This is a genomic window from Bradyrhizobium cytisi (genome assembly GCF_008123515.1).
Classification (GTDB): domain Bacteria; phylum Pseudomonadota; class Alphaproteobacteria; order Rhizobiales; family Xanthobacteraceae; genus Bradyrhizobium; species Bradyrhizobium cytisi.
Genome location: NZ_VSSR01000036.1, coordinates 1 through 17349, shown reverse-complemented (window position 1 = coordinate 17349; position 17349 = coordinate 1). Strand labels below are relative to the sequence as shown.

The 17349-nt window shown below is 64.5% G+C and carries 17 protein-coding genes; 13 read left to right on the top strand and 4 right to left on the bottom strand.

Going from position 1 to position 17349, the window contains the following annotated elements; all coding sequences use genetic code 11:
- The first annotated feature begins 188 nt into the window (after positions 1 to 188).
- Both FXB38_RS22105 and FXB38_RS22100 read left to right on the top strand, forming a co-directional pair.
- Complete coding sequence (locus FXB38_RS22105) at positions 189 to 425, top strand: hypothetical protein (RefSeq protein WP_148753092.1); 237 nt, start codon at positions 189 to 191, stop codon at positions 423 to 425.
- Positions 426 to 506: 81 nt separating this feature from the next.
- Positions 507 to 1976 carry a carboxylesterase/lipase family protein gene (locus FXB38_RS22100; protein WP_148753091.1) on the top strand — a complete coding sequence of 490 codons (1470 nt, stop codon included), beginning with the start codon at positions 507 to 509 and terminating at the stop codon, positions 1974 to 1976.
- Positions 1977 to 1983: 7 nt separating this feature from the next.
- Here FXB38_RS22100 and FXB38_RS22095 read toward each other — a convergent pair whose 3' ends face one another.
- Positions 1984 to 2163, bottom strand: coding sequence for a hypothetical protein (locus FXB38_RS22095; protein ID WP_148753090.1), 180 nt, complete (start codon positions 2161 to 2163; stop codon positions 1984 to 1986).
- Between the two features lie 159 nt (positions 2164 to 2322).
- Here FXB38_RS22095 and FXB38_RS22090 point away from each other — a divergent pair, with 159 nt between their 5' ends.
- Positions 2323 to 3117, top strand: coding sequence for a DODA-type extradiol aromatic ring-opening family dioxygenase (locus FXB38_RS22090; RefSeq protein WP_148753089.1), 795 nt, complete (start codon positions 2323 to 2325; stop codon positions 3115 to 3117).
- Positions 3118 to 3152: 35 nt separating this feature from the next.
- Here the strand turns inward: FXB38_RS22090 and glgA are convergent, their stop codons facing one another.
- Together glgA and glgC are read right to left on the bottom strand one after the other, a co-directional pair.
- Positions 3153 to 4589, bottom strand: coding sequence for a glycogen synthase GlgA (gene glgA / locus FXB38_RS22085; protein WP_148753088.1), 1437 nt, complete (start codon positions 4587 to 4589; stop codon positions 3153 to 3155).
- A complete protein-coding gene (glgC, locus tag FXB38_RS22080) occupies positions 4586 to 5848 on the bottom strand; it encodes a glucose-1-phosphate adenylyltransferase (protein WP_148753087.1) in 1263 nt (420 codons plus the stop codon). Before glgC ends, glgA begins: the two co-directional genes overlap by 4 nt.
- 333 nt (positions 5849 to 6181) lie before the next feature.
- Between glgC and FXB38_RS22075 the strand changes: the two genes are divergently transcribed.
- Complete coding sequence (locus FXB38_RS22075) at positions 6182 to 6586, top strand: hypothetical protein (RefSeq protein WP_148753086.1); 405 nt, start codon at positions 6182 to 6184, stop codon at positions 6584 to 6586.
- A gap of 176 nt (positions 6587 to 6762) precedes the next feature.
- Here the strand turns inward: FXB38_RS22075 and FXB38_RS22070 are convergent, their stop codons facing one another.
- On the bottom strand, positions 6763 to 7743 hold the full coding sequence (locus FXB38_RS22070; RefSeq protein ID WP_148753085.1) for an ABC transporter substrate-binding protein: 981 nt from the start codon (positions 7741 to 7743) through the stop codon (positions 6763 to 6765).
- 491 nt (positions 7744 to 8234) lie between these two features.
- Here FXB38_RS22070 and FXB38_RS22065 point away from each other — a divergent pair, with 491 nt between their 5' ends.
- The 9 genes from FXB38_RS22065 to FXB38_RS22025 all read left to right on the top strand — a co-directional run bounded on the left by FXB38_RS22065 (position 8235) and on the right by FXB38_RS22025 (position 17148).
- Positions 8235 to 9335: an ABC transporter substrate-binding protein gene (locus tag FXB38_RS22065; protein WP_148753084.1), complete on the top strand. Its 1101-nt coding sequence runs from the start codon at positions 8235 to 8237 to the stop codon at positions 9333 to 9335.
- Entirely contained in the window at positions 9313 to 10335 is a 1023-nt protein-coding gene (locus FXB38_RS22060; RefSeq protein ID WP_148753083.1) for an ABC transporter permease, read from the top strand. The genes FXB38_RS22065 and FXB38_RS22060 overlap by 23 nt, the downstream gene beginning before the upstream one ends.
- On the top strand, positions 10329 to 11126 hold the full coding sequence (locus FXB38_RS22055; protein ID WP_148753082.1) for an ABC transporter ATP-binding protein: 798 nt from the start codon (positions 10329 to 10331) through the stop codon (positions 11124 to 11126). The genes FXB38_RS22060 and FXB38_RS22055 overlap by 7 nt, the downstream gene beginning before the upstream one ends.
- Complete coding sequence (locus FXB38_RS22050; protein ID WP_148753081.1) at positions 11120 to 12292, top strand: acyl-CoA dehydrogenase family protein; 1173 nt, start codon at positions 11120 to 11122, stop codon at positions 12290 to 12292. The genes FXB38_RS22055 and FXB38_RS22050 overlap by 7 nt, the downstream gene beginning before the upstream one ends.
- Positions 12293 to 12329: 37 nt before the next feature.
- On the top strand, positions 12330 to 13424 hold the full coding sequence (locus FXB38_RS22045; RefSeq protein ID WP_148753080.1) for an LLM class flavin-dependent oxidoreductase: 1095 nt from the start codon (positions 12330 to 12332) through the stop codon (positions 13422 to 13424).
- A complete protein-coding gene (locus FXB38_RS22040; RefSeq protein WP_148753079.1) occupies positions 13421 to 14359 on the top strand; it encodes an ABC transporter substrate-binding protein in 939 nt (312 codons plus the stop codon). The genes FXB38_RS22045 and FXB38_RS22040 overlap by 4 nt, the downstream gene beginning before the upstream one ends.
- A gap of 308 nt (positions 14360 to 14667) precedes the next feature.
- The gene (locus tag FXB38_RS22035; protein WP_148753078.1) at positions 14668 to 15513 is read left to right on the top strand and encodes a CmcJ/NvfI family oxidoreductase; all 846 of its coding nucleotides are present in this window, start codon (positions 14668 to 14670) and stop codon (positions 15511 to 15513) included.
- Between the two features lie 101 nt (positions 15514 to 15614).
- Positions 15615 to 15929 (top strand): septal ring lytic transglycosylase RlpA family protein, encoded by a 315-nt coding sequence (locus FXB38_RS22030; protein WP_148753077.1) that lies wholly within the window; start codon positions 15615 to 15617, stop codon positions 15927 to 15929.
- A gap of 49 nt (positions 15930 to 15978) precedes the next feature.
- Complete coding sequence (locus tag FXB38_RS22025; protein WP_148753076.1) at positions 15979 to 17148, top strand: Gfo/Idh/MocA family protein; 1170 nt, start codon at positions 15979 to 15981, stop codon at positions 17146 to 17148.
- Positions 17149 to 17349 lie beyond the last annotated feature (201 nt).

Here is a 17349-nt window from a genome sequence, read left to right as displayed (position 1 = left end):
ATTCCTCCCGTGTATTTTATTTTGCCGGCAGGCTAGCGCCGCAGGCCCGGCTTGTCATCAGAGCAGGTGCAATCTTCGGTAGTCCCGTTTGCGGCGTCATCGTGGCGGCGCGAAGCTTGCGTCAATGCACGCATCGCGATGCACCATGGCCGTGATTGCCCGGATAATCATGCACGATCCGTCTGTGTATGCTTGCGGCTACAAGCCAGGGCGTCATGACAGAGTTGAGTGAGCGAACCAAAGCCAACATGGACGTCGTCCTGGAGGAGACGTGCCGCCAATTGCCGCATGGCGGCGATCACGACAGCCGCAGGTTCATCGCCGAGCGCCTGATCGAGGCGGCGCGATCCGGCCACTCCACGCTCGGCGAGCTCGGCATCATCGCACGGCGCGCGCTGGCGGAGATTATTGCCAGGGGCGACTAGCTCCCGCCACAGCGCTTGCCTCACTGCGGGGCTCGGACGTAACCTGCCGAGGAACAATTCGCGCATCGAGATCCCCTGAAGATGCGGTCCCTGCTTGCGTTCATTGCAGCCTTTGCATTGCTCTGCACCGGCAGGGCCGTGGCCCAGCCGGTTGGGCAATTTCCATTTGCGTTGACGCGCGAAGGCCAGATGCTCGGCGCCGTCGAAGGCGAGGTGGCATCGTTCAAGGGGCTTGCCTATGCAGCGCCGCCGGTAGGCAGCCTGCGCTGGCGTCCGCCGCAGGCCTTGCCCGAGAGTTCGGAGATGAGCATGGCCTACGAGTATGGCGCGCCCTGTCTCCAGCCATCGCTGCCGGCCGCGCGCGAAAATTGCCTCACGCTCAACGTGTTTCGTCCCTTCGGCGTCGACGGGCCGCTGCCGGTGATGGTGTTCATCCATGGCGGTGGTTACGTCAAGGGCACCGCCAATGATCCGCTGTTTGACGGCGCGAGGCTCGCGCAGGCCGGGCTCATCGTGGTCACCGTGAATTATCGCCTCGGCGCGCTCGGCTGGCTGACGCATCCCGCGCTGTCGGACGGCTATTCCGGTAACTTTGGCCTGATGGACCAGATCGCGGCGCTGCGCTGGGTGCACGACAACATCGCGGCCTTCGGCGGCGATGCGAACAACGTGACGCTGTTCGGCAACGGTGCCGGTGCCACGTCGATCGCGCTGCTGATGCTGTGCGCCCAATCCCGCGACCTCTTCCAGAAAGCCATTCTGCAATCCGTGCCTGGCCGCGCGCGCCTGCCGTCGTCGCAGGAGGCCGAGGCCGCAGGCCGGCAATTTGTCGCCGCGCTCGGGCAACAGGCGGATCTGCGCACCGTCGAACCGGCGCGTCTGCTTGCTGGTGAGAAGCGTCTGCTGGAGAAATCGCCGCGCAGCTTTATGCCGGCGATGGATGGAGATCTGGTGACAGAAGACATTGCCGCGGGATTTGCGGCAGGACATGAGAGCCGCATTCCCCTGATCATCGGCTCGAACGACGACGAGACGCGTTACGACAGCGAGCTGGAGGTCAAGGAGATGCTGTCCGCGTCGGGCGAGAGCATCGACGAGCTGCGCAAGCTCTATCCCGATGCCGCAAGGTCCTCAGACGTTGCGGCGAGCTTCTACACCGACAAGGTCTTCTCCGAGCCGGTGCGAATGCTCGCCCGGCTTCATGCCGCGACCGGCGCGCCGACCTTCCGCTACCGCTTTGCCTATGTGCCGGAAGGCAGGCGCGGCAATCCCGACGAAGGCCATGGGCGCGAGTTGCAGTTCATCTTCGGCGTGGAGGGCGTGCCCGGTGCGGGCATCTTCTCGCGACGCGACCGCGAGGTCGCAAACCGCATGCGGGCCTACTGGATCAACTTCGCCAGGAGCGGCGACCCCAACGGCGCAGAGCTGCCGCATTGGGATGCGGCCGCGGACCGCGATCATCTGTTGCTGATCGCGAATGATCGCGTTGCGAGCGGCGACGACCCTTGGGCAGAGCGTCTGGACCGGCTCGCAAGCGAAAGCAAAAAATGAGTTGGACTTAGGCCGCGAGCTCGACGCGCGGCGCCGGGCTCAGCCGGTCTTCTTCCAGATGGTCCATCGCGCCGTCCTTCTCGACGGCATAGAACTGCTGGCCTTCCCTGGACCGGTAGGCGGCGCGAACGACGCCGCGGCGGCCCTTGTCACTGTTGACGACGTCCCCCAGCGCAAACTTCCTCATCTCACGTCTCACTTGTCTTCTGGCCGTTCCTTCGGCCACGGTTGGATTGTGGGCGGTAAACCGTTAACGGCTTGCTAACCATACCGGTTTGCCTATGCTCGCCGCCGTTCGCGCGGGCCGTTCGCACGCGCATGTTGTGAAACAGGCGAGCCGACATCCATGACGCGATTACCGACCTTGTTTTTGTCGCACGGCGGCGGCCCTTGGCCGTTTATGGAAGACAGGCGAGTGCAATATGCCAAGACGGCTGCTGAGTTCGGCCGTTTGCCGCAGCTTCTTCCCGAGCGGCCGAAGGCGGTGCTCGTCATCACCGGCCATTGGGAGGCCGACGCCTTCACCGTGTCGACGTCGGCGCATCCGCCGATGGTGTACGACTATTACGGTTTCCCCGAGCATACCTATCACATCACATATCCGGCGCCGGGCCAGCCCGAGCTCGCTGCGGAGGTGAGCGCGCTGCTCAAGCACGCCGGCCTCCATTGCCGGGAAGATCCCAATCAGGGGTTTGACCACGGCACTTTCGTGCCGCTCGGCCTGATGTATCCGAACGCCGACATGCCGATCGTGCTGCTGTCGCTGAAGTCGAGCTACGACGCGGCCGAGCACATCAGGGTCGGGCAGGCGATCGCCTCGCTCCGCGACGAGGGCATTCTGATCGTCGGCAGCGGGCTCACCTATCACAACATGCGCGGTTTTGGCCGCGCGGAGTCCAAGCCCGTCTCGTATGATTTCGAAGCCTATCTGAACGAGGCGATCAGCAACCCGGATGCGTCCCGCCGCAACGCGATGCTGGTCGACTGGGAGAACGCGCCGAGCGCACGTCTCGCCCACCCGCGCGAGGACCATCTGCTGCCGCTGATGGTGGCGGCAGGCGCCGCCGGCAGCGACGTCGGCAAGCGCGTCTTCGTCGACGAGGTCGCAAGCGTCGCGATGGCGTCGTATGTGTTTGGCTGATTTTCGCAGGGCGGATTACGCTTCGCTAATCCGGCCTACGCATTGCGCCCGCGGGATGCCACCAGGTTGCGATAGAGCGTCGCGTACTCGCCCGCCCGGTTGCGCCAGGAGACGTCGGTCGCAAGGCCCGCGAGCTGTAATTGCCGCCACGCGGACTTGTCATGGAAGGTGAAGCTCGCGCGCCCCAGCGCTGCCGAGAGATTTGCCGATGTCACGGGCCCGAATGTGAAGCCGGTCGTCTCGTTCACGGTATCCGCGAGGCCGCCCACACGCGACACGATCGGCACGGCACCATAGCGCAGGGCGCAGAGCTGGGTTAGCCCGCACGGCTCGAACCGCGACGGCACAATCAGGGCGTCAGAGCCGGCCTGGATCAGATGCGCGAGCGCCTCGTCATAGCCGATCACGGCCGCAATCCGGCCCGGATGTCCGCGTGCGGTTCCCTGGTAGCGATCCTGCAGTTCAGCATCGCCGCTGCCGAGCAGCGCCAATTGCATCCCATTGCCCAGGATGGTGGGCATGGACTCCAGCAGCAGATCGAGCCCCTTCTGCCACGACAGGCGGCTGATGACGCCGAGCAGCAGCGCATCCGGCCGCGGATCGAGGCCGAGCCGCTGCTGCAGCGCCGCCTTGTTGGCCGAACGAAACGACAGCTCCTTGGCGCCGAACCGATAGGCGATATGCGGATCGGTTTGCGGATTCCACACTTCGGTGTCGATGCCGTTGAGGATGCCGCTCAGCACGCCGGCGCGCTCGCGCAGCAAGCCGCCGAGCCCCATGCCGCCTTCGTCGCTCTGGATTTCATGCGCGTAGGTCGGCGACACCGTGGTGATGCGATCTGCCAGCTGCAGGCCGGCCTTCAAAAAGCTGATGCCGCCGAAATATTCGAGGCCGTGGACGTCGAACGACGCATGCTGGGGCAAGCCGATCGCGCCCGCGAGCGTGCGGTCGAACTTGCCTTGATAGGCCATGTTGTGAATGGTCATGACGGTGCCGGGGCGCGCCCCGCCATCGTAGTGCAGATAGGCCGGTGCCAGCCCGGCCTGCCAGTCGTGGGCATGCACGACATCGGGCACGAAGGCCGCGACGAGACCGTGGCCGATATCGGCTGCGATGCGCGACAGCGCGGCAAAGCGCACGCCATTGTCCGGCCAGTCGACGCCCTCGGCGGTGACGTAGGGGTTGCCCGGCCGCGCGTAGAGATGCGGCACGTCGAGCACGAACAGGTCGAGCCCGTCGTGCGAGCCGGCAAGCAACCGGCCCGGCCCGCCGAAATAATCCGGCCAGCGCCGGATTTCATCCGCGCCCGCGAGCAGCCGCATCACGTCCGGGTAGCCCGGCATCAGCGTGCGCATCTCGACGCCGTGCCCCTTCAGCGCGACCGGCAGCGCGCCGGCGACATCCGCGAGGCCGCCGGTCTTGACGATGGGGTAGACTTCAGAAGCGACCGCGAGGACGCGAACAGGCGTCATGTATTGAGCCTGTCGATCATCGGCTGGGTGATCAGCGTGATGCCCTGCTCGGTGGTCCGGAAGCGCTTGGCGTCGAGCTCGGGATCCTCGCCGACGACAAGTCCTTCCGGAATCTCGATGCCGCGGTCGATCACGACGTTCTTCAGCCGCGCGCCGCGCCCGACATGGACGTAAGGCATGATCACGGCGTTCTCGACATTGGCATAGGAGTTGATGCGCACGCCGGTGAACAGCAGCGAGCGGCGCAGCGAGGCGCCCGAGATGATGCAGCCGCCAGAAACCAGCGAGCTGACGGCGTAACCGCGCCGGCTCTCCTCGTCGTGGACGAATTTCGCGGGCGGCGTGATCTCCGAATAGGACCAGATCGGCCAGGCGCGGTCGAACAGATCGAGCTCCGGCACCACGTCGGTGAGGTCGATATTGGCGGCCCAGTATGCATCAACCGTTCCGACATCGCGCCAGTAGGAGCGCGGTTCGGTGCCGGTGCGCACGCAGGAGGTCGAGAACTGATGCGCGATGGCGCGGCCGTTCTTGACGATGTAGGGGATGATGTCCTTGCCGAAATCGTGGTTGGAGTGCGGATCCTCGGCGTCGCGCTTGAGCTGGTCGAACAGGAATTTCGAGTCGAACACGTAGATGCCCATGCTGGCGAGCGAGACATCCGGCTTGCCCGGCATCGGCGGCGGATCCTTGGGCTTCTCGAGGAACTGCTGGATCCAGCCGTTCTCGTCGATATGCATGATGCCGAAGCCGCTTGATTCCGCGCGGGGCATTTCGAGGCAGCCGACCGTGACGTCGGCGCCGCTGTCGACATGCTGCCGCAGCATCACCTCGTAATCCATCTTATAGATATGATCACCGGCGAGCACCACGATGAAGCGAGCGTTGTGCGACTCGATGATGTCGATGTTCTGGTAGATCGCGTCCGCCGTGCCGACATACCACATGCTCTCCGAGACGCGCTGGCTCGCAGGCAGGATGTCAAAACTCTCGTTGCGCTCGGGACGGAAGAAGTTCCAGCCCATCTGAAGATGCCGGATCAGGCTGTGCGCCTTGTACTGGGTGGCGACCGCGATGCGGCGGATGCCGGAGTTGACCGCATTCGACAGCGCGAAATCGATGATGCGGGATTTGCCGCCGAAATAGACCGCGGGCTTGGCGCGCCGGTCGGTCAATTCCAGCAGCCGGCTGCCGCGACCACCGGCCAGGACAAACGCCAAAGCCTGGCGGGCAAGCGGCTCATTTCCGGCGGCACTCATGTCATCCTCCCACTCGTCCGGCGCAAGCTCGGGCTCTCGCGAAGTGCCTTCCGGCCGCGCACCATTGGAACCGATAGTAACGGTACGAATAGTAAATCGGGAAGGTGCTTGTTGGTTGCGAACACATGGAAAGCTTAACGCTTTGCCGCCGATCTCAACTCTCCCGCGCCGTCGTCCCGGTGTCATCTCGGCATCGCGGATGATCACATTTCAGGCAGGTGCGGCATCTTGTGCGCTGCACGCAAGCTCGAGGCTTTGACTTAACGCTGGGATGCCTGAATCATGGCGCCCGGATCACTTTCCAAACCGAAACGTCAGTCAGGAGGTGAGACGATGACGATCTGGAAAACGGCAATTGCCTGTTCGCTCACGGCTGCGGTCGTGGCTGGCCATTTGGGGCAGGCGACAGCGGCCCCGCTGCCGACCAATGTCGCGACCATGAAGGCCGCGGCCGGCGATGACGTCACGCCGGTCTACTGGCGTGGCCGCGGCTTTGGATGGGGGCTCGGCGGCCTCGCTGCCGGCGCGATCATCGGCGGCGCCATCGCCAGCGGCGGTCCCTACGGCTATTACGGCGGTGGGCCGTACTATGGCTACGGATATCCGGGACCGGGCTACGGCTATGCGCCGGCCTATTACGGTTACGGCTACGGGACGGCCTATCCGCGATACTATCGGCCCTACCGTCCGTATTACGGCTACTACCGGCCGCGCCCGTATTACGGCGGGTACTGGTAAGAGCTTTTTGCTTGGGCATACGATCTTTCGGAAAGCCGCTTCACAGTCTTCCGGATCATGCTCTAGAGCGACAGCCACACGATCAAGCTCATGCAGGCGAGATGGGCGAGCACGATTGCGGCGAGATGCAGCGGGCCGGCCTTGAGACGAAGCCTGCGCATCTCGCCGCCTCCGCGCTAGTTCGATCCTGCGGCCGCGGCGGTGAAGCTGCGGTCGACGGCTTTGCTGACGTCGAGCGTCTTCGGCAGGATGCCGTAGCGCGTCGAACGGTCGGATGCTTCCTGCACCTCCTTCACGACGTTTTCGTCGATCGGAATCGGGCTGGTGCGCTGTGCAGCGTAGGCCGACAGCAGCACGTCCTCGGGCAGCTTGGTCAGCTCGGCCGTGCTCCTGGCATATTCGTCGAGGTGATCCAGCGACCAGAGCCGCGCCTTGTTCAGCCGCTGCACGAGGTCCTGCACCGCCGCGCGCTTGGTGGCGATGGCGCTGTCGGAGGCGACGATGAAGGTGATGGTCGGCGTCAGGCCTTCGCCGTCGGCTATCACGCGCGCCTTGTCCTTTAGCGTTGCGAACGAGACATAGGGCTCCCACACCGCCCATGCGTCGATCGAGCCGGCCACCAGCGCGACCTTGGCATCGACGGGGCCGAGCGGCGCGAAGGTCGCATCCTCGATCCTGATCTGTGCTTTCTCCAGCGTCGCGTCGATCAGGAACTGTCCCCAGCCGCCGCGCGTGCCGGCGAGGCGCTTTCCCTTGAGGTCGGCGGCCGATTTGATCGGCGAATCCTGGCGCACCAGGATCGCTTGCGTTTTCGCGTCCGACCTGGTGCCGCCGATCGCCTTGATCGGCGCACCGGCGGCATAGACTGTCAGGAAGGAGAGATCGCCGGTGTAGCCGACGTCGAGCGCGCCGGCGTTGAGCGCTTCCAGGATCGGCGCGGCCGCCGGGAATTCCGACCATTCGATCTTGTAGGGCAGGTCTTTCGCAAAGCCTGAAATCTCCAGCAGCGAGCGGTTGCCGCCCTTCTGGTCGCCGACGCGGAGCACGGCCGTGTCGGCCGCGAACGACGACGCCGCCGTCGACAAGGTGACGGCGGCAGCAAACAGCGAGAATGCCAACCGGCGCGTGATGGAACGATCGTGGGAATTGATGCTCATGTGGCCTGTCTTGTTGATCTGTCTTTTTTGCCATGCTCACGACGCGCGAGCGAACGATGCAGCTGGACGATCAAGTCTATGAGCGCGCGATGCGCAGTCAATGAAATGGCCAACCGTATTGCGCGCGCGCCGGGCAAGGACGTTTCAGCGAATGACCGCTTTCGAGAACACGCCGTGCACGCGCACGAAATCGCGCGAAAATGATGCGGGTGACGGAGTCGTGATACGAAGCGCGGGCCGGTGCTTCGGCGAAAATCGTTTCATCGTTCTCGCGCGCGCCGGTGGAGAGAATGTCTTCGCTTCGCGCAACATTCGAAATTCCATTTCATTGACGGTGCGAGGAACGCGCCGCATGATTTGCGCATCGCATCAACGCGGCGCGCGAAGCGCCGACGGAAAGATTTTCTCTCAACGCAGCTCCGCAGGAAATGTGCGCAACGCGAACCGTTGTACATGCGGCGGAGCCATGCCAGCACAGGAGCCAGAGGCCGATGAACAACGACAACAAGCGCGGTGGATCGGGGCTCGACCGGCGCCACTTGCTCCAGGCGGGGCTTGCGGCGGCCTTCGCCGCGCCGCTCGGCGCACTGGGCGCGCAGGCCTTTGCGCCGCAGGCAATCGGATCCGGCGTCGACCTCTCGGAATTCCCGCTGTGCCGCACGGCTGCGGATGGCCCGGTGCTATCAGGCGCGCCGCGCAAGCTGAAACTGTCGTGGAATGCCGGCGCGGTCTGTCTTGCGCCCCTGCCGGTCGCGATCGAGCACGGCTTCTTCCAAAAACAGAATCTCGACGTCGAACTCGTCAACTATTCCGGCTCGACCGATCAACTGCTCGAGGCGATCGCCACCGGAAAGAGCGATGCCGGGCTGGGCATGGCGCTGCGCTGGCTGAAGCCGCTGGAGCAGGGCTTTGACGTCAAGATCGCCGCCGGCACCCATGGCGGCTGCATGCGCGTGCTGAGCCGCGCCGATTCCGGCGTGACCAGGCTTGCCGATCTCAAGGGCAGAAGCGTCGCCGTCGGCGATCTCGCCGGGCCCGACAAGAATTTCTTCTCGATCCAGCTTGCAAAACTCGGCATCGATCCGAACAAGGACGTCGACTGGCGTGCCTATCCCGGCAACCTCCTCAACGTCGCGGTCGAGAAGGGCGAGGTGCAGGCCTTCCTGTCGTCCGATCCGCTGGCCTATCTCTGGTTGAAGGACACCCAGTACAAGGAGGTCGCCTCCAATCTCGACGGCGACTATCGCGACAAGAGCTGCTGCATCGTGGGCCTGCGCGGCAGCCTGGTGCGCGAGGAGCCGCAGGTCGCCCGCGCCATCACCCAGGCGCTGCTCGACGCCGCGATGTTCACCTCGCAGAACCCGTCGCTGGCGGCCAAGTCGTTCCAGCCCTACGCACCGAAGGCCGCAACGCTCGCCGATATCGAGGGCATGGTGCGCTACCACACGCATCATCATCAGCCCACGGGGGAGGTGCTGAAGCGCGAGCTCAAGGCCTATGCCGACGATCTCAAGAGCGTGCAGGTCTTCAAGCAGAGCACCGACACGACCAAATTTGCGGAGCGGATCTATGTCGACGTATTCTCTGTCTGACGGGCTCGCGTCCGGCGCGCCGCGCACCTCGCACGCGCCGTGGCTTGCGACCTGGGTCCAGGAATCCGGTGCGGGCGTGGCCGCCAGCGCCGCCTGGATCGCCTTCGGTCTCTCCTGCCTGTGGTGGGAGGACGTCGGCGACTGGTCGCGTACGCATTCGCTCGGCATCGCCGCCTTCGTCATCGCCGCCATCGCCCTGTTCGGGACCGTCGGCGCGGACTATCTCGGCCCGGCCGGCCGGGCCCTGCGCCAGCGCGCGCCATGGCTCATTGCGCTCGGAGCTTTTCTGACCTTGTGGGAGGTCGCGACCGCCAAATTTGCCTGGCTGCCGCTGCCGTTCTTTCCGCCGCCGCAATCCATCATCGAGGTCTATACCGACGATCTGCCAAAGCTGCTCGACAGCGTGTTCGCCTCGGTCAAGCTTCAGCTCGGCGGTTATCTCATCGGCGCCACAATCGGCTTTTTGACCGGCGTCTCGATCGGCTGGTCGCGTGCTGTCGGCTATTGGGTGCATCCGGTGCTGCGCTTCATCGGCCCGCTGCCGGCGACCGCCTGGCTGCCGATTGCCTTCTTCACCTTTCCGTCGAGCTGGAGTGCTTCGACCTTCCTGATCGCGCTGGCCACCGGATTCCCCGTCACGGTGCTGACCTGGTCGGGCGTCGCGAGCGTCAGCACGGCCTATTACGACGTCGCGCGCACGCTCGGCGCAAAACCATCCTTCCTGGTGCTGAAGGTCGCGATCCCCGCGGCGCTGCCGCATGTCTTCGTCGGCCTGTTCATGGGGCTCGGCGCGTCCTTTGCCGTGCTGGTTGTCGCCGAGATGATCGGCGTCAAGGCCGGGCTCGGCTGGTACCTGCAATGGGCCCAGGGCTGGGCCGCCTACGCCAACATGTATGCGGCGCTGATCGTGATGTCGCTGCTCTGCTCCGGCGCGATCACGCTGCTGTTTGCGATCCGCGACCGCCTGCTGGTCTGGCAGAAGGGGACCGTGAAATGGTAGAAGCTGCTTTCGCCGAAGCGATCGCACATGCGGCCGCAGGCGCCGCCCTCGACATCGAGCAGGTCAGCCACGCCTTCGACATCGACGGCGCCGAGCTCCCCGTGCTCAGCGAGGTCAGCATCGCCGTCGAGCCCGGCGAGCTCGTCGCGCTACTCGGGCCGTCCGGCTGCGGCAAGTCGACCTTGCTGCGGCTTGTCGCCGGCCTGGACAAACCCAAAACGGGAACGCTGCGCGAGGACGAGGTCCGCATCAGAAGTCCGCATCCGTCACGCGTCGTCGTGTTCCAGGACCCGACGCTGTTTCCCTGGCGCACGGTCTGGGACAATGTGGCGCTGGGGCTGGAAGCCCAGGGCATTTTGAAGAGCCAGCGCCACCGCGTCGATGCCGCGCTCGATCTCGTCGGGCTATCGGACTTCCGCACCGCCTATCCGCATCAGCTCTCCGGCGGCATGGCGCAGCGCGTCGCGCTGGCGCGTGCGCTGGTCAACGATCCCAAAATCCTGATCCTGGACGAGCCGCTGGGAAAATTGGACTCGCTGACCCGCATCACCATGCAGGCCGAGCTGGTGTCGCTGTGGCAGCGCAAGGGTTTTACCACGCTCCTTGTCACGCATGATGCCGAGGAGGCGCTGGTGCTCGCCAACCGCGTCATCGTCTTCAGCGAGCGTCCCGCGCGAGTGAAGGCCGACATCCGCGTCGACCGGCCCTATCCGCGTCATCGCGGCGACCCGTATCTCGCCGATCTGCGCCGTCAGATTCTAGGTCTCCTGGGATTGGATGCCACATGGTGACGTCCGCGGCCAAAGGGCGCACGGCCCATAGCGAAACCGACTACATCGCGCGTGCTGAAGCCCTGGCCGAAGGCTTTGCTGCGCGTGCGGCCGAACATGACCGCACCGGCAGTTTTCCGTTCGAGAACTTTCGCGAGCTCTCCGAGGCAGGCCTGCTGTCGCTGACCGTGCCTGCGGCGTTCGGCGGTGCCGGCGCGGGCGCGCGATATACCGCGCGCGTGCTCGGCATCGTCGGCAAAGCCTGTTCGTCGACGGCGCTGGTGCTGTCGATGCATTACATCAATCATCTGGTGATGGCGCGAAGCCCGACCTGGCCGATACGGCTGTCGCGCAAGCTCGCACAGGAAACCGTCGAAGGGCTCGCGCTCGTCAATGCGCTCCGCGTCGAGCCCGAGCTTGGCTCACCCGCGCGCGGCGGCTTGCCGGCGACGATCGCGCGGCGCACCGAGACCGGCTGGCGCCTCACCGGCCACAAGATCTATTCGACCGGTGCGCCGATCCTGAAATGGTATCTGGTCTGGGCCCGGACCGACGAGGCCGAGCCGCGTGTCGGCCAGTTCCTGGTGCCGGCGGGCCTGCCGGGAATCCGTATTGTCGAGACCTGGGACCACCACGGGCTGCGCGCCAGTGGTAGCCATGACGTCATCTTCGACGACGTCGTGATCCCGCTTGATGCCGAGGTCGATGTCCGCAAGCCCGCTGACTGGCGCGCGCCCGACGTTGCGCAGGCGACCGTCCACACCATCTTCGTCGCCGCGATCTATGACGGCATCGCCCGTGCGGCGCGCGACTGGCTGGTGACCTTCCTGAAGACGCGGGCGCCGGCCAGTCTCGGCGCAGCGCTGGCGACCTTGCCGCGCGCCCAGGAGATCCTCGGCGGCATCGAGGCGCGGCTCGCGGTCAACGCACGTTTGATCGGGAGTTTCGCCTCCGATTTCGACGACGGCTTGCAGGTCAGCGCGATCGAATCCAACATCATCAAGCTGACGGTGACCAATAATGCCGTGGCCGCAGTGGAGGACGCCTTGTCGCTGACCAGCAATCATGGCCTGTCGCGCAAAAATCCGCTGGAGCGGCATTACCGTGATGTGCTCTGCGGTCGCGTCCACACGCCACAGGACGACAGCACGAAAATCTCCGCCGGCCGCATCGCGCTCGGCATCTGACCAATCAACCTGTTCAATCAACATATGGAGTTCCCTGATGTCGGTCGAGTTCATCGGCTTTGTCGCAAACAGCAACGCTTCCGAGACCATCGTGCGCCAGGGGCCGGTGCTCGATCCGCATTATATCGAGACGGTGGCGAAGGCGCATGAGCATGCCGGTTTCGACCGCGCGCTGCTCGCGTTTCATTCGACCACGCCTGACGCGCTTCAGATCGCCCAGCACGTGCTGACCATCACCAAGAATCTCAAGGTGATGATCGCGCAGCGCCCGGGCTTCACCGCGCCGACGCTGCTGGCACGCCAGCTTGCCACGCTCGATCAGCTCTACGGCGGCCGCGTCTCGCTGCACGTCATCACCGGCGGCAACGCGATCGAGCTCAGGCAGGACGGCAACACGCTCGACGACAAGGACGAGCGCTATGCCCGCACCAGCGAATTCCTTGACGTCGTGCGGCTGGAATGGACCAGCGAGAAGCCGTTCAACTACAGCGGCAAGTACTACACTGTCGAGAACGGCTTTTCGCAGGTGAAGCCGCTGCAGAAGGGCGGCATCTACACCTTCGTCGGCGGCGGCTCCGATGCCGCGATCGAGGTCTCGGGCAAGCATGCCGACACTTTTGCGTTGTGGGGTGAATCCTATGCGCAGGTGCGCGACGTCACTGCGCGCGTGCGTGCGGCAGCCGCGAAGCACGGGCGGCCGAGCCCCCGCTTCAGCCTCTCGGTACGGCCGATCCTCGCCGACACCGAGGAAAAGGCCTGGCAGAAGGCCGAGGCGATTCTCGATCGCGCCACCGCGCTGCAGGACCAGACCGGCTATCGCCGGCCCAATCACGCCACCGAGGGCGCCAAGCGGCTGCTGGCAGCGGCCGACCAGGGCGCGCGCATCGACAAGCGGCTGTGGACCGAGATCGCAAAACTCACCGGTGCCAACAGCAACACGACCGCGCTGGTCGGCACGCCCGAGCAGGTCGCCGAGGTCTTCGCCGACTATTACGATCTCGGCGTCAGCCATTTCCTGATCCGCGGCTTCGATCCGCTTCCCGATGCCATCGACTATGGCCGCGAGCTGATCCCGCTGACGCGCAAGCTGATCGCCGAACGCGACCAGCAGCGGGGGATCGCGGCGGAATGATCCGGTTCATCATTGCTGCAGCGCTCGCATTTGCGGGTGCCCATCTCGCAGCTGCGCAGACCACGCTGCGCGTTGGCGACCAGAAGGGCAATTCGCAGGCCGTGATGGAAGCGGCAGGCGTATTGAAGGATGTGCCCTACAAGATCGAGTGGAAGGAATTTCCGGCGGCCGCGCCGCTGCTGGAAGCGCTCAGCGCCGGTGCGATCGAGACCGGGCTCGTGGGCGATGCTCCCTTCACGTTCGCCGCCGCCTCCGGCGCGCCCGTGAAGGCGATCGCCGCGATCCGGCAGACGCGCGAAGGGCTCGCGATTCTCGTGCCCGAAAATTCGCCGATCAAGAGCTTCGCCGATCTCCGCGGCAAGAAGATAGCAACCGGCCGCGGCTCGATCGGGCATCAGCTGATTTTGGCCGCGCTCGAAAAGAACGGCTGGGCTGCGAACGACGTGCAGATCGCGTTCCTGGCGCCGTCGGACGCCAAGATCGCCTACACGCAAGGCTCCGTCGATGCGTGGTCGACCTGGGAGCCTTACGTCAGCCAGGAGGAGGTGCTGTTCAAGTCACGCCGCATCATCACCTCGGAGGGCCTGACGCCGGGCCTGAGCTTCCAGGTGGCGCGGCCCGACGCGATCCGCGACAAGCGCGCAGAGCTGACCGACTTCATCCGCCGCCTCACCGTAGCGCGCGCGTGGTCGCTGACCAATGCCAACGGTTATGCCGAGACCTGGGGCAAGCTGATGAACATCCCGACCGCGGTCCCGCAGAACTGGCTCTCGCGCGCAAAGATCCGCATCGCGCCGATCGACGACGGCGTGGTCGCGGACGAGCAGAGCACGATTGATCTCTACTTCCGCTGGGGCCTGATCAAGCAGAAGCTCGTTGCTGCCGAGATCGTCGACCGATCTTTTGCGGATGCCATCGCGAAGGCGGGGTTGTAGCGAGCACTTTCCCTCTCCCCTTGTGGGAGAGGGTGGCTCGCCGCGCAGCGGCGAGACGGGTGAGGGGTTCTGTCCGCAATCACATTTCTGACATCTTGAACTCGCGGATGCATACCCCTCATCCGGCGCTTCGCGCCACCTTCTCCCTCAAGGGGAGAAGGGAAGCAACGCACGCAGAGCCTTCCTCGAAATGTTCGTTCTGCATTTCACACACGCAGCAACATCGACATTTCTATTTGCACCACCTCCCTTGCGCCGCGCCCCACTCCGTCAAAAATCACTCAGACGACCACATCGGGAGACCGGCCATGGGCCTGCAAGAAACAAAAATCGAATCGCTTCCCTTCGTCACAGCTGAACTCAACTACCTCGCGCCGGTATCCGGCAAGCCGCGCACTTATGCCTTCGATCCGCCGCCGGGCGAGCCGAAGAGCACCTCGCTGCCGGAGCCGCATCAGGTCCCGATTTTCGATGCGCGGCTGATTGCGGACAATGTCTCGCTCGATCGCGAAGGTTTTGCGCTGGTACGCCATCCCAACCAGGTGAAGGACTTTTACAACGACGAGGAAATCCGCACCGTCTACTACCCCGCCGTCGAGGCCTTCCTGCGCGCGACACTGAAGGCCGATCGCGTTTTCATATTCGACCACACCGTGCGCAAGCGCGTCGAGGGTGCTCCGGATATTCGCGACGGTGGCCCACGCCAGCCCGCGACGCGCGTCCATGTCGACCAGACCGCCGTCTCCGGCGCCAACCGTGTACGCGAGCATCTGCCGGACGAAGCCGAGGAGCTGCTCAAGGGCCGCGTCCAGGTGATCAATCTCTGGCGGCCGATCCGCGGTCCCTTGCGCGATTCACCGCTCGCGATGGTCGATGGCACCACGGTTTCTCCCGACGATCTCGTCGCCTCAGACCTGATCTATCCCAATCGTCGCGGCGAAACCTATTCGGTAAAATACAATCCGAACCATCGCTGGTTCTATTTTCCGGAGATGACGGCGGACGAGGCGCTGCTGCTCAAATGCTATGATTCAGCAACCGACGGCCGCACCCGTTTCGCTCCGCACACCGCCTTCGTCGATCCGACCACGCCGGCCGATGCTGCGCCCCGCGAGAGCATCGAGGTGCGCACGCTGGTCTTTCACAAACAGTAACAATGTGTGATGGCACTGCCGGGCATCGCCCGGCAGTTCCCGGAACCAAGTGGAACCGGGCGGCGTTGCCGCGCGGGCCAGGGCCAATCGGGAGCGGTGCCGTGCGAGCGCAGCCGACACTATTGTATTGTCTGACCACTTTCTCGCTTTCTGCATTTTCCATCGCCCACGCCGAAAGCGGACTTGCCTCATATTACGGATACGGGAAGGCCGCGAGGAATGGCGAGCTGACCTGCGCGCACCGGACGCGTCCGTTCGGCAGCGTGCTCAGGGTGTCCTACAGCGGGCGGACGATTCAATGCCGCGTCAATGATCGCGGTCCCTTCATCCGCGGCCGCATCGTCGATCTCTCGGTGCCCGCCGCCCGCGCGCTCGGCATGATGAGCGCAGGCGTGGTGCGGGTCTCGGTGGAATAGGCTTGCGAGCGCGCTATAGTGCCGCCCAAAGCAAGGGGCGGGGAGCGCTATGGCAAGGATCAAGGTCGGACTCGTCGGCTGCGGTTTCGTGTCGGAGCTGCATATGCATGCGTTCCGGCGCGTCTACGGCGTCGACGTCGAGGTTGCGGCGGTCGCTGCGCGCGGCGATCACGTCGTCGAATTTGCTGCCCGTCATGACATCCCGCGGGTCTATCGCAGTTTTGCGGAATTGATCGCAGACCGCGCGCTCGATGTCATCGATATCTGCACGCCACCCAATCTTCATGCCGGGATGATCGTCTCCAGCATGCAAGCCGGCAAGCACGTCATCTGCGAAAAGCCGTTTGCCGGCTATTTCGGCCGTAACGGTGACAAGCAGCCGATCGGCAAGCACGTGCCGAAGGCGCTGATGTATGAACGCGTGCTGGAGGAGATGAACGCCACCCGCGCCGCGATCGAGCGCACCGGCAAACTCTTCATGTATGCCGAGGACTGGATCTACGCGCCAGCCGTGACCAAGACCGCCGAGATCCTCAAGGCGACAAAGGACAAGATCCTGTTCATGAAGGGCGAGGAGAGCCATTCCGGCTCGCACGCGGCGCATGCCGCGCAATGGGCGATGACCGGCGGCGGCTCGCTGATCCGGATGGGCTGCCATCCGCTCTCGGCCGTGCTCTATCTCAAGCAGGTCGAAGCGAAGGCGCGTGGCGAGACCATCAAGGTTGCAAGCGTCACCGGCGATGTCGGCAACGTCACGGCTGGTCTCAAGCCGGAGGAGCGGACCTACATCAAGGCCAATCCGGTCGATGTCGAGGATTGGGGCACGCTGACGGCGACCTTCTCCGACGGAACCAAGGCCACGGTGTTCTCCGGCGACATGATCATGGGCGGCGTGCGCAATCTGATCGAGACCTACACCAGCGGCGGCTCGTTGTTCGCCAACATCACCCCCAACACGCATCTGATGAGTTACCAGACCAGCGAGGAGAAGCTCGCCTCTGTCTACATCACCGAGAAGGTCGACCGCAAAACCGGCTGGCAATATGTCTGCCTTGAGGAGGAATGGACGCGCGGCTATCTCCAGGAGATTCAGGATTTCATGGAATGCGCCGCCACGGGACGCCAGCCGCTGTCGGACCTCGCGCTGGCGTACGAGACGATCAAGGTGAACTATGCCGGCTATTGGGCGGCGGAAGAGGGACGGCGCGTGGTGTTGTAGCGATTGGTTCGCTGAACTAGCTGCAATGTACACTGCGATCCTTCTCCCCTTGTGGGAGAAGGTGGCGCGAAGCGCCGGATGAGGGGTTGCTTCAGCGAGCTCTGTTGCGAGAGACTCACACGCGGAGAGAGACCGCTCACCCGTCTCGCCGCTATCGCGGCGAGCCACCCTCTCCCACAAGGCTATGGGATTCCCGGATTT